16 protein-coding genes are annotated in these 12182 nt (G+C 60.1%); 6 read left to right on the forward strand and 10 right to left on the reverse strand.

Annotated elements, in window-relative coordinates:
• The 6 genes from HB680_RS16550 to HB680_RS16575 all read left to right on the forward strand — a co-directional run.
• A partial coding sequence (locus tag HB680_RS16550; protein WP_256735566.1) for a metallopeptidase TldD-related protein occupies positions 1-964 on the forward strand: 964 nt, incomplete at its 5' end.
• A 244-nt stretch (positions 965-1208) separates the two neighbouring features.
• Positions 1209-1613, forward strand: a complete 405-nt coding sequence (locus HB680_RS16555) for a FagA protein (RefSeq protein ID WP_213939691.1) — start codon at positions 1209-1211, stop codon at positions 1611-1613.
• A complete protein-coding gene (locus tag HB680_RS16560; RefSeq protein ID WP_213939692.1) occupies positions 1594-2970 on the forward strand; it encodes an aspartate ammonia-lyase in 1377 nt (458 codons plus the stop codon). The genes HB680_RS16555 and HB680_RS16560 overlap by 20 nt, the downstream gene beginning before the upstream one ends.
• Positions 2971-2997: 27 nt before the next feature.
• On the forward strand, positions 2998-3438 hold the full coding sequence (locus tag HB680_RS16565) for a hypothetical protein (protein WP_213939693.1): 441 nt from the start codon (positions 2998-3000) through the stop codon (positions 3436-3438).
• Position 3439: 1 nt separating this feature from the next.
• Positions 3440-4051, forward strand: coding sequence for a superoxide dismutase (locus tag HB680_RS16570; RefSeq protein ID WP_213939694.1), 612 nt, complete (start codon positions 3440-3442; stop codon positions 4049-4051).
• Positions 4052-4081: 30 nt separating this feature from the next.
• Positions 4082-4975, forward strand: a complete 894-nt coding sequence (locus HB680_RS16575; protein WP_213939695.1) for a ZIP family metal transporter — start codon at positions 4082-4084, stop codon at positions 4973-4975.
• A gap of 149 nt (positions 4976-5124) precedes the next feature.
• Here the strand turns inward: HB680_RS16575 and HB680_RS16580 are convergent, their stop codons facing one another.
• The 10 genes from HB680_RS16580 to HB680_RS16625 all read right to left on the reverse strand — a co-directional run bounded on the left by HB680_RS16580 (position 5125) and on the right by HB680_RS16625 (position 12157).
• Positions 5125-5400, reverse strand: a complete 276-nt coding sequence (locus HB680_RS16580; protein ID WP_213939696.1) for an HPr family phosphocarrier protein — start codon at positions 5398-5400, stop codon at positions 5125-5127.
• Positions 5401-5415: 15 nt separating this feature from the next.
• Positions 5416-6273: an RNase adapter RapZ gene (gene rapZ, locus HB680_RS16585; RefSeq protein WP_213939697.1), complete on the reverse strand. Its 858-nt coding sequence runs from the start codon at positions 6271-6273 to the stop codon at positions 5416-5418.
• A gap of 2 nt (positions 6274-6275) precedes the next feature.
• Complete coding sequence (ptsN, locus tag HB680_RS16590) at positions 6276-6740, reverse strand: PTS IIA-like nitrogen regulatory protein PtsN (RefSeq protein ID WP_090175482.1); 465 nt, start codon at positions 6738-6740, stop codon at positions 6276-6278.
• Between the two features lie 12 nt (positions 6741-6752).
• On the reverse strand, positions 6753-7061 hold the full coding sequence (gene raiA, locus HB680_RS16595) for a ribosome-associated translation inhibitor RaiA (protein ID WP_054049907.1): 309 nt from the start codon (positions 7059-7061) through the stop codon (positions 6753-6755).
• A gap of 73 nt (positions 7062-7134) precedes the next feature.
• Positions 7135-8628 (reverse strand): RNA polymerase factor sigma-54, encoded by a 1494-nt coding sequence (locus tag HB680_RS16600; protein WP_032828652.1) that lies wholly within the window; start codon positions 8626-8628, stop codon positions 7135-7137.
• Between the two features lie 184 nt (positions 8629-8812).
• Complete coding sequence (lptB, locus tag HB680_RS16605) at positions 8813-9538, reverse strand: LPS export ABC transporter ATP-binding protein (RefSeq protein WP_054049904.1); 726 nt, start codon at positions 9536-9538, stop codon at positions 8813-8815.
• Positions 9538-10086 carry a lipopolysaccharide transport periplasmic protein LptA gene (lptA, locus tag HB680_RS16610; protein ID WP_213939698.1) on the reverse strand — a complete coding sequence of 183 codons (549 nt, stop codon included), beginning with the start codon at positions 10084-10086 and terminating at the stop codon, positions 9538-9540. The genes lptB and lptA overlap by 1 nt, the downstream gene beginning before the upstream one ends.
• Positions 10073-10645, reverse strand: a complete 573-nt coding sequence (gene lptC / locus HB680_RS16615; RefSeq protein ID WP_169374248.1) for an LPS export ABC transporter periplasmic protein LptC — start codon at positions 10643-10645, stop codon at positions 10073-10075. The genes lptA and lptC overlap by 14 nt, the downstream gene beginning before the upstream one ends.
• A 13-nt stretch (positions 10646-10658) precedes the next feature.
• A complete protein-coding gene (locus HB680_RS16620; protein WP_213939699.1) occupies positions 10659-11183 on the reverse strand; it encodes an HAD family hydrolase in 525 nt (174 codons plus the stop codon).
• The gene (locus tag HB680_RS16625) at positions 11183-12157 is read right to left on the reverse strand and encodes a KpsF/GutQ family sugar-phosphate isomerase (protein ID WP_213939700.1); all 975 of its coding nucleotides are present in this window, start codon (positions 12155-12157) and stop codon (positions 11183-11185) included. The genes HB680_RS16620 and HB680_RS16625 overlap by 1 nt, the downstream gene beginning before the upstream one ends.
• Positions 12158-12182: the final 25 nt, after the last annotated feature.

The raw sequence follows: 12182 nt of genomic DNA on the forward strand, positions 1-12182 counted from the left end.
GACCACCACGCGGAAAAAACCCACCGAAGGGGCCTGGGGCGGGAAGGGGGGGGCTTTGCCCCCCGACAGCCGGATCAAGAACGCCGACGGCACTACCCTCAGCACCCATCAGGGCTGCCGCGTGTACGGCAACAGCCACGGCTTTATCGGCGGTTACGCGTCGACCCGCCACAGCCTGAGCTGCGTGATGATCGCCGAGGCCGAAGGCCAGATGCAGCGCGATTACTGGTACGACGTGAACCGTCAGGGCAGCTTGCTGGCGGATCCGGTGAGCATTGGTCAGCGCGCCGCGCAACGGGCCGCGAGCCGACTGGGCGCGCGTCCGGTGCCGACTTGTGAAGTGCCGGTATTGTTTTCGGCAGAACTGGCCGGTGGTTTGTTCGGCAGCTTCCTGTCGGCGGTGTCCGGCGGCAGTCTGTATCGCAAATCGTCGTTCCTCGAAGGTACGCTGGGGCAGAAACTCTTCCCGGAATGGCTGACCCTCGATGAGCGTCCTCACCTGATGCGCGCCATGGGCAGTTCGGCATTCGATGGCGATGGCTTGGCGACCTACGCCAAACCGTTCGTCGAAAACGGCGTGTTGGTGTCGTACATCCTCGGCACCTATTCCGGTCGCAAACTCGGCATGCCGAGCACCGCCAACGCGGGCGGCGTGCACAACCTGTTCGTCACCCATGGCGATGAAGACCAGGCTGCCCTGTTGCGTCGCATGGGTCGTGGCTTGCTGGTGACTGAATTGATGGGGCAGGGCCTGAACATGGTCACGGGCGATTACTCCCGTGGCGCGGCGGGTTTCTGGGTCGAGAACGGCGAAATCCAGTTCGCGGTCCAGGAAGTGACCATTGCCGGCAATATGCGCGACATGTTCAAGCAGATCGTCGCGGTGGGGAATGACCTGGAACTGCGCAGTAATATTCGTACCGGTTCGGTGTTGATCGAGCGGATGACGGTGGCGGGCAGCTAAGCCCGACCGTTACACAAAAAGGCGCGCCATCCATTGGATGGCGCGCCTTTTTTTGCGCCCTGCACCAATCCCCTGTGGGAGCGGGCTTGCTCGCGAATGCGGTGTATCAGCCGAAATTATGGCGACTGATACACCGCATTCGCGAGCAAGCCCGCTCCCACAATGAATCTCATCGATTTCCCGGGGTTGTTTTGGTTCTCATTATCATCTAATAATAAATCTCATTACCGAATGAGCCCGGATTATGAGTTCTGCCTTGCACGAGCAGCCGTACCTCGAAAGCTGGCGCTGGATGAGTCGCCAGATCCGTTGCGCGATGGATCCCGACGAACCGCGCCTGATCGAACATTACCTGGCCGAAGGCCGGTATCTGGCCTGCTGCACGGCCACCTCGCCCTGGACCATCGCTGAAACCTCCTTCCGTTTGCTGCTCGACACCGCCGCCGATGTCGCGCTGCCGTGGCACTGGCGCACTTACTGTCTCGACCAGGCCTGGCGCCCGTTGCGCGAACTGGAACGTCTCTCCCTGTGTAAATGCCGGCTCAAACGCTGGCAGAGCTACACCTGGCAACTGGCGACCTGCGAGTTGCAGCCCTCGATTCCCCTCATAGAACTGGTGCAAGGATTTAGTGATGACCAAGCGTATTGAACGCGACAGCATGGGCGAGCTGCAAGTCCCGGAAGCCGCCCTCTACGGCGCGCAAACCCAACGTGCGGTGGATAACTTCCCGATCAGCGGCCAGCCGATGCCGGTGCAGTTCATTCGCGCGTTGATCCTGGCCAAGGCGGCCGCCGCCCGGGCCAACGTCGAGCTCAAGCAGATCAGCGAATCCCAGGGCAAAGCCATCGTCGATGCGGCGCAAGGCTTGCTTGAAGGCGATTTCATGCAGCACTTTCCGGTGGATATCTTCCAGACCGGTTCCGGCACCAGCTCCAACATGAACGCCAACGAAGTGATCGCCACCCTGGCCAGCCGGCTCCTGGGCGAGCCGGTGAACCCCAACGATCACGTCAACTGCGGCCAGAGCAGCAACGACATCATCCCGACCACCATCCACGTCAGCGCCGCGTTGGCCTTGCATGAACAATTGCTGCCGGCGCTGGTGCATCTGGTGCAGGTGATCGAGGACAAGGCCGAGCAGGTTCATCACCACGTCAAAACCGGCCGCACGCACCTGATGGACGCCATGCCCGTGCGTATGAGCCAGGTGCTGAATGGCTGGGCGCAACAGCTCAAGGCGAATATTGGCCACCTGCAAGACTTGTTGCCGAGCCTGCAATCCCTGGCCCAGGGCGGCACGGCAGTCGGCACCGGGATCAACGCGCATCCGCAGTTTGCGGCGCTGTTCAGCCAGCAACTGAGCAAACTGACCCAGGTGCAATTCCAGCCAGGCAAGGACCTGTTCGCGCTGATCGGTTCCCAGGACACGGCGGTTGCAGTGTCCGGGCAACTCAAGGCCACCGCCGTGTCGCTGATGAAAATCGCCAACGATCTGCGCTGGATGAACTCCGGCCCATTGGCGGGTCTTGGCGAAATCGAACTCGAAGCCTTGCAGCCGGGCTCCTCGATCATGCCGGGCAAGGTCAATCCGGTGATCCCGGAAGCCACCGCGATGGTCGCCGCTCAGGTGATCGGCAACGACACGGTGATCACTATCGCCGGCCAGTCGGGGAATTTCGAACTGAACGTGATGCTGCCGATCATCGCGCAGAACCTGCTGAGCAGCATCGAATTGCTGGCCAACTCCAGCCGTCTGCTGGGCGACAAAGCCATCGCCAGCTTCAAGGTCAACGAGGCCCGGATCAAGGAAGCGCTGGCACGCAATCCGATTCTGGTCACCGCACTCAACCCGATCATCGGTTACCAAAAAGCCGCGGAGATCGCCAAGAAGGCGTATCAGCAGGGCCGTCCGGTGATTGATGTCGCCCTGGAACACACCGAGCTGTCGCGCAGCCAACTGGAAGAGTTGCTCAACCCGGAAAAGCTCACCGCCGGCGGCGTGTAATCACTGCTACCGCTTTGGAGGCACACCATGGACCACTGGAAACGCACGATCGAAAGGGCCAATCGCCATTTCATGCTGGGCGAGTTCGTCGATGCCCGCGAGGCATACTTGCAGGCACTGGCGCTGGCCCAGGTGTTGTTCGAACGCTGGGCGGATGCCGACGAAGCGGTGGCTGCTTGCGTGATTTCCCACCACAACCTGGCGGACCTGCATTTGCGTCTGAACCAGCCGGAGGAGAGCGCCGAGTACCTGTGCGCCATCCATCAACGCTTGTTGCAGACCATGCAGGACTCGCGCCTGGCCCCGGCCCTGCGCGAGGCCGCGCTACGCCAGAGCAGCAAAACCTACGTCGAACTGCTGAATTTCATCAGTGAACACGGCGAATACCCGCGCACCCATCGTTTGCTGCACATGGATGCTGCGTCGCCCCGGCATCAGCCTGCCCCTCTTCAACATGGAGTCCATTGAAATGGCTTTTACCTTGCCTGCCTTGCCGTACGCCTACGATGCCCTGGAACCGCATATCGATGCGCAGACCATGGAAATCCACTACACCAAGCACCACCAGACCTACATCAACAACCTCAACGCCGCCGTCGAAGGCACCGAGTTTGCCGAATGGTCGGTGGAAAAACTCGTGGCCAGCGTCCAGCAGCTTCCGGAAAAACTGCGCGCTGCAGTGATCAACCAGGGAGGTGGCCATGCTAACCATTCGCTGTTCTGGGAAGTCATGGCGCCCAACGCCGGCGGCAAGCCTGACGGCGCGCTGGCCACAGCCATTGATGAGCAATTGGGTGGCCTCGACAGTTTCAAGGACACCTTCACCAAAGCCGCGCTGACTCGCTTCGGCAGTGGCTGGGCGTGGTTGAGCGTCACGCCTCAGAAGACTCTGGTCGTGGAAAGCAGCGGCAATCAGGACAGCCCGCTGATGAACGGCAACACGCCGATCCTCGGCCTGGATGTCTGGGAGCACGCCTATTACCTGCGTTATCAGAACCGTCGTCCGGAATACATCAACGCGTTCTACAACGTGATCAATTGGCCCGAAGTCGCGGCGCGCTATCAGGCGGCGCTGGTTTAAGTCCTCTATAAAAACAATCCAAGGCTGACTATGGGCACTGAAACACTGGCGATCGGTAGCGGACGAATGTTTCGTTACGCGTTGGGATCGCTGTTACTAATGGCGGGTATGACGTTGTTGGTCGCCCAGGGATTGGCGTGGCTGGACCTGGAGCCGAAGTTGCTGCGCGCCCTGCAAGGTGGGGCGATTTGCGCCTTGGGCACGGCGCTCGGTGCGGTGCCAGTCCTGGTGATTCGGCGCATGCCCCAGGCGCTCAGCGATACCCTGCTCGGTTTCGGTGCCGGGGTGATGCTCGCGGCGACGGCGTTTTCGCTGATCGTCCCGGGCATTTCCGCGGCCGAAAGCCTGGGGCTGACGCCTTGGGCCGCCAGTGGTCTGATCAGCTTCGGCATCATGTTCGGCGCGTTCGGGTTGTTTCTGGTGGACCGCAAAGTCTCCGGGGCCAGCCCGGAAATGCTCGTCGGCACATTGGAACGACCGGTGATTCCGCCGCGAATCTGGCTGTTTGTGTTCGCCATCATCGCCCACAACATTCCTGAAGGCATGGCGGTCGGGGTGTCGGCCGGTGGCGGCATGCCGGACGCCGACAGCCTCGCGATGGGCATCGCCTTGCAGGATGTGCCCGAAGGGCTGGTGATTGCGTTGGTGTTGGCCGGGGCGGGGATGTCGCGGGTCAAGGCGTTCCTGATCGGTGCTGCATCAGGATTGGTGGAGCCGGTGTTCGCGCTGTTGTGTGCGTGGCTGGTGAGCCTGGCTGAATTGCTCTTGCCGTTGGGTCTGGCGCTGGCGGCCGGGGCGATGCTGCTGGTGGTGACCCATGAAGTCATTCCAGAGTCGCGGCGCAATGGTCACGACAAACTGGCCAGCCTTGGGTTGTTGATGGGGTTTTGTTTGATGATGGTGATGGATACTGCGCTGGCTTAGCAGACTTCGGAGTCTTGTAGAAGCTGCCGAAGGCTGCGTTCGACTGCGAAGCAGTCGGAAGTCTGGCATACGCGGTTTGCTTGAAGGACTGTGGTGTCTGATTTTACGACTGCTCCGCAGCCGAACGCAGGCTAGCCAGCTGCTACAGGCTAGCCGCCTTCGCCGAAGTAGTCGTTGATCAGATCCACCAATGCCTGCAAGGCTTCGTCAGCCTGCTCACCTTCGGTGCTCAGGTGAATGATGGTGCCCTTGCCGGCCGCGAGCATCATCATGGCCATGATGCTTTTGCCGTCTACCAGGGATTCGGAATTGCGCCCGACCCGGATCGTGCACTCCTTGAACTCACCGGCAACGCCAACGAATTTCGCAGAAGCACGGGCATGCAGGCCCAGCTTGTTGATGATTTCAATTTCCAGAGCAGGCATCGCGTTGTGAATCCTTTAGCTGAGGTCGCGGTGGCGGACCTGGACGTTCTTCAGGGATTGTTGCAGGGCCTGGCCCAGACGTTCGGTCAGGTAGACGGAGCGGTGATGACCGCCGGTGCAGCCAATGGCAATGGTGACGTAGGCGCGGTTGCTGGCGGCAAAGCGCGGCAGCCACTTGAACAGGTAGTTGTAGATGTCCTGGAACATCTCCTCGACGTCCGGCTGTGCCGCCAGGTACTCGGCCACCGGTTGATCAAGCCCGGACTGGGCTCGCAGCTCCGGTTTCCAGTAAGGATTGGGCAGGCAGCGCACATCGAACACCACGTCGGCATCCACCGGCATGCCACGCTTGAACCCGAAAGACTCCACCAGGAACGCCGTGCCGGGCTCCGGCTGGTTCAACAGGCGCAACTTGATGGTGTCGCGCAGCTGGTACAGATTCAGGTTGGTGGTGTTGATCTTGAGGTCGGCCAGGTCGGCGATCGGTCCCAGCAGTTGGGTTTCGTCGTCGATCGCCTCGGCCAGTGAGCGACTGGCATTGCTCAGGGGGTGACGGCGGCGGGTTTCCGAGAAGCGCTTGAGCAGCGTTTCCTCATCGGCGTCCAGATACAGCACATCGCACTGGATATGCCGGCTGCGAACTTCTTCAAGCAATTCGGGAAAACGCGAGAGGTGGCTGGGCAGGTTACGGGCGTCGATGGACACGGCGACCAGCGGCTGTGCCAGCTCGGTATGAATCAGCGCGCGTTCGGCCAGCTCCGGCAGCAGGCCGGCGGGCAGGTTGTCGATGCAGTAGTAGCCGTTGTCCTCAAGGACATTGAGCGCGGTACTTTTACCGGAGCCGGAACGGCCACTGACAATGATCAGGCGCATGATTAGTGACCGTTTTGCTCGCTCAGGACAACCTGATACAAGGCTTCGTTGCTCGGGGCACTGCGCAGTTTTTCGCGTACTTCCTTGCGATCGAGCATGCTGGCGATCTGGCGCAACAGTTCCAGGTGCGCATCGGTGGCGGCTTGCGGGACAAGCAGGACAAACAGCAAGTCAACCGGGGCGCCGTCGATGGCGTCGAAATCGATAGGTGCGTCCAGGTGCATCAGGGCGCTGATGGGTGAGGTGCAACCCTTGAGGCGACAGTGGGGGATAGCGATGCCGTTGCCAAAACCAGTGGAACCGAGTTTTTCACGGGCAATCAGAGCCTCGAAGACATCTTGCATCTCCAGATCCGGCACTTCCCGGGCGATCAGGTTGGCAATTTGCTCGAGGGCTTTCTTTTTACTGCCGCCCGGCACGTTCACGAGGGAACGGCCGGGGGTCAGGATGTTTTCAAGTCGGATCATGGGTTGGGAGTGTTAACGACCGGTTGCGCCCTGGAGGAGGCTCTGGGTCTTTTCCTTATGCTTTTTGAGTTGTTTATCCAGCTTGTCGGTCAGTGAGTCGATCGCTGCGTACATATCGGTATGTTCCGCGTTGGCGACCACTTCACTGCCGGGAATATGCAGGGTGGCTTCGATTTTCTGCTTCAGCTTCTCGACCGTCATCGTCACCTGCACGTTGGTGATCTTGTCGAAATGCCGCTCTAATCGTTCGAGTTTTTCGCCGATGTAGGCGCGCAGGGGTTCGGTCACTTCCAGTTGGTGTCCACTGATGTTGACTTGCATACAGCTTCTCCTTCGTTGCCAGTGCATAAAGCGGCAGGTAGAGGTACCTGCCACTGGAACGCTGTGCTGTGGCTTACATCAACCGCTTGCGTTCGCTCGAAGGCGCGATCCCGAGGGACTCGCGGTACTTGGCGACGGTGCGGCGAGCCACCTGAATGCCTTGTGCCTCCAGTAAACCAGCGATCTTGCTGTCACTCAACGGCTTTTTCTGATTTTCCGCGGCAACCAGTTTTTTGATGATCGCGCGGATCGCTGTGGACGAGCATTCACCGCCTTCAGAGGTGCTGACATGGCTGGAGAAAAAGTATTTCAGCTCATATATGCCCCGTGGGGTATGCATGAACTTTTGGGTGGTGACCCGTGAAATCGTCGATTCGTGCATGCCCACCGCTTCGGCGATGTCATGCAGGACCAGCGGTTTCATGGCTTCGTCGCCGTACTCCAGGAAGCCGCGCTGATGCTCGACGATCTGGGTGGCTACTTTCATCAGGGTTTCGTTGCGGCTTTGCAGGCTTTTGATGAACCAGCGGGCTTCCTGCAGCTGATTGCGCATGAAGGTGTTGTCGGCGCTGGTGTCGGCGCGGCGCACGAAGCCGGCGTATTGGGCGTTGACCCGCAGCCGTGGCACCGACTCCTGGTTCAGCTCCACCAGCCAGCGCTCGTTGTCCTTGCGCACGATGACGTCGGGAACGACATACTCGGCTTCGCTGGATTCGATTTGCGAGCCCGGGCGCGGGTTCAGGCTCTGGACCAGTTCGATGACCTGGCGCAGTTCATCTTCCTTGAGCTTCATGCGGCGCATCAACTGGCTGTAGTCGCGGCTGCCGAGCAGGTCGATGTAATCGGTGACCAGGCGCTTGGCCTCGGCCAGCCAAGGCGTCTTGGCGGGCAGTTGGCGCAATTGCAGCAACAGGCATTCGCCCAGGTTGCGGGCGCCGATGCCGGCCGGTTCGAATTGCTGGATGCGGTGCAGGACGGCTTCGATTTCGTCCAGTTCGATGTCCAGTTCCGGATCGAAGGCTTCGAGGATTTCCTCGAGGGTTTCGTCCAGGTAGCCCTGATTGTTGATGCAATCGATCAGGGTCACGGCGATCAGGCGATCGGTGTCGGACATCGGTGCGAGGTTCAGTTGCCAGAGCAGGTGGCTTTGCAGGCTTTCACCGGCGGATGTGCGGGTGGTGAAATCCCACTCGTCGTCATCGTTGCTCGGCAGGCTGCTGGCGCTGGTCTGGTAGACGTCTTCCCAGGCGGTATCGACGGGCAGCTCGTTGGGAATGCGCTCGTTCCAGTCACCTTCCTCGAGGTTGTCCACCGTCGGGGCGGTTTCCTGGTAGGAGGGTTCCGAAACATCGGCGTTGGGTTGCTGTTCGGCTTTGTCGGCCAAGGGGTCGGCGTTATCGAAGTCGTCGCCTTCTTCCTGGCGTTCGAGCATCGGATTGGACTCCAGGGCCTCCTGGATTTCCTGTTGCAGGTCCAGGGTCGACAATTGGAGCAGGCGGATGGCCTGTTGCAGCTGAGGTGTCATCGTCAGCTGCTGGCCCATTCTCAAGACTAGCGATGGTTTCATGGCAGGGGCTTAACACCTTATTCGCCGGCGCGCATGCGCCATCCACTACAGGGCGCCGAAGCGCCAAACTTAAGCAAATTATATGCCCGAAACCACGGCGTTTGACTAGAGCGCCGTAACAATAAAAAAATGTTGTTTTTTTATCGATACGAGCGCTCGGGCAACCAGCCAGGCACCTCAGTGCTTACAGGCGGAACTCGTGGCCCAGATACACTTCCTTGACCAGTTCGTTGGCCAGGATGGTGGCAGAGTCACCTTCGGCGATCAGTTGACCATCGTTGACGATGTAGGCGGTTTCGCAGATATCCAGGGTTTCACGGACGTTGTGGTCGGTGATCAACACGCCAATGCCCTTGGCCTTGAGGTGGTGGATGATCTGCTTGATGTCGCCTACCGAAATCGGGTCTACACCGGCGAAAGGTTCGTCGAGCAGGATGAATTTCGGGTTGGTGGCCAGCGCGCGAGCGATTTCTACCCGGCGGCGTTCACCACCGGACAGGCTCATGCCCAGGTTGTCGCGGATGTGGCTGATGTGGAATTCCTGCAGCAGGCTCTCCAGCTCTTTGCGACGACCGGCCTTGTCGAGTTCCTTGCGGGTCTCGAGGATGGCCATGATGTTGTCGGCCACCGACAGTTTGCGGAAGATCGACGCTTCTTGCGGAAGATAGCCGATACCGGCCTTTGCACGACCGTGCATCGGCTGGTGGCTGACGTCCAGGTCATCGATCAGTACGCGACCCTGATCGGCCTGCACCAGGCCGACGATCATGTAGAAGCAGGTGGTCTTGCCAGCGCCGTTCGGGCCCAGCAGGCCGACGATCTGACCGCTGTCGATGGACAGGCTGACGTCACGCACGACCTGGCGGCTCTTGTAGCTCTTGGCCAGATGCTGAGCTTTCAGGGTTGCCATTAATTGGCCTTTTTCTGGTCGGATTTCGGCTTCGGCTGGATCACCATGTCGATGCGCGGACGCGCTTCGGTGACCTTGTTGCCCGTGGCGCGACCGGCGCTGGCCAGTTTCTTGACCGTGTCGTAGACGATTTTCTCGCCCTGGGTGGTGTTGTTGTCCTTGTCGACAACCTTGGCCTTGTCGATCAGCACGACGCGGTTTTGCGCGGCGTGGTACTGGATGGTCACGCCCCAACCCTGAACAGGCTTGGTGTCGCCAGCGGTTTGCAGTTGCTCGAAGTAGGCGAGGTTGCCCACCGAGGTCACCACGTCGATGTCACCGGCCGGGGTGCGGGTGATGGTCACGGTGTTGCCGGTAACCTTCATCGAGCCTTGGGTGATGATCACGTCACCTTTATAGGTGGCAATGCCATTCTTGTCGTCCAGTTGGGCGTCGTCGGCCTGAATGCGGATAGGCTGCTCTTGATCGTTCGGCAGAGCCCAGGCGCTCACGCTTCCCAGTGCTGCGCCCAGACTGAGCAAAATAGGGAGAGTTTTAACGAGCCTCATACTGTCCTCTTACGTTCGATAGCAGGTGTATCCTGCTTTCTTTCAAATACGCTTTCATTCCGTTGCCAGTCGACACACCGCCAGCGCCGTCGATTCTAACGGGTTGATCGGTCTGCGCATATTGCTGCTGCGGGAACACGGTCATCCGGGTGCTGGTAACGATCAAATTACGGTTCTTTTCATCGGTGCGTGCAATACGGACCGAGTCGATCAGTTCGACCTGGGTGCCGTCCGCGTTCACTTCACCGCGCAAACTGGTGACGTGCCACGGGAAATCGGTGCCGCGGTACATGTTCAAGTCCGGGTTGGTCAGCAACGACACATCGGTCGCCTTGAGGTGCTCTACCTTGTCGGACGTCAGGTCGTACTGCAGGCCACCGTCGGGCAGGTACTGAACACTGTGGGCATTGAGCGCGTAATAGTCGATCGCGCTTTCATCGACCTTGGCCACCGGCTTGTCGAGGAAGCGTTCCGGGCTGATGTTCCAGTAGCCGACCGCCGCGAATATCGCCGCGATGCAACCGAATAGCAGGAATCTGCGAAACTTTTTGCTCAGGATAAACATAATAGGCTCACAAGTACGCAGCGTTGGCCGCATCGAGGCGGCCCTGGGCGCGCAGGATCAGTTCGCAGAATTCGCGGGCAGCCCCTTCGCCGCCACGGGCCTGGGTGATGCCGTGGGCGTGTTCGCGCACGAAACTGGCGGCATTGGCCACGGCCATGCCCAGGCCTACGCGGCGAATCACCGGCAGGTCCGGCAGGTCGTCACCGAGGTAGGCCACCTGTTCATAGCTTAGGTTGAGTTGGGCAAGAAGTTCGTCCAGCACCACCAGTTTGTCTTCGCGCCCCTGATACAGGTGTGGAATGCCGAGGTTTTTCGCTCGACGTTCGACCACCGGGGTTTTGCGGCCGCTGATGATAGCGGTCTGCACGCCGGCTGCCATCAACATCTTGATGCCTTGGCCGTCGAGGGTGCTGAATGTCTTGAATTCACTGCCGTCTTCGAGGAAGTACAGGCGTCCGTCGGTGAGGACGCCGTCGACGTCGAAAACCGCCAGTTTGATGTTCTTGCCGCGTTGCAGCAGGTCATTGCTCATCACATTACTCCGGCACGCAGCAGGTCGGACAGGTTGAAGGCGCCAACCGGGCGGTCTTCCTTGTCGACGACTACCAGTGCGTTGATTCGATGGTCTTCCATGATTTTCAGGGCTTCGGCTGCCAGCATATCGGGCCGGGCGGTCTTGCCATGAACGGTCATGACCTCATCGATGGTCGTATGGTGGATATCGATAGTCCGGTCAAGGGTGCGGCGCAAGTCGCCGTCCGTGAAGATCCCGGCCAGTTTGCCATCGGCTTCAAGAATCGCGGTCATGCCCAGGCCCTTTCGGGTCATTTCCATCAGGGCGTCCTTGAGCAGCGTGCCGCGTTGCACCTGGGGCAGTTCTGCGCCGGCGTGCATCACGGTTTCGACTTTCAGCAGCAGGCGTCGGCCAAGCGCGCCACCCGGGTGGGAAAACGCGAAGTCTTCAGCGGTAAAGCCGCGGGCTTCCAGCAGCGCCACGGCCAGGGCATCGCCCATGACCAGCGCGGCGGTGGTCGACGAGGTCGGCGCCAGGTTCAGCGGGCAGGCTTCGTGCTCCACGTGCACGTTGAGGTTGATCTCGGCAGCCTTGGCCAACGGTGAGTCGGGGTTGCCGGTCATGCTGATCAACTGGATGCCCTGGCGCTTGATCAGCGGCAGCAGGGTGACGATTTCGTTGGTGGAACCGGAGTTCGACAGCGCCAGGATGATGTCGTCGCGGGTGATCATGCCCATGTCGCCGTGGCTGGCTTCGGCCGGGTGCACGAAAAAAGCGGTGGTGCCGGTGCTGGCCAGGGTGGCGGCAATCTTGTTGCCGATGTGCCCGGATTTGCCCATGCCGAGCACGACCACGCGGCCTTTGCTGGCCAGAATCATCTCGCAAGCGCGTACGAAATCAGCGTCGATATGGGGCAGCAAGCCTTGTACGGCTTCCACTTCGAGACGGATGGTGCGTTGTGCCGATTGAATCAGGTCGCTGGATTGGCTCATGTCAGAATCGTATAGCCCGATGAAA

The sequence above is a fragment of the Pseudomonas sp. dw_612 genome, from assembly GCF_018449725.1.
In the GTDB taxonomy this organism is placed as follows: domain Bacteria; phylum Pseudomonadota; class Gammaproteobacteria; order Pseudomonadales; family Pseudomonadaceae; genus Aquipseudomonas.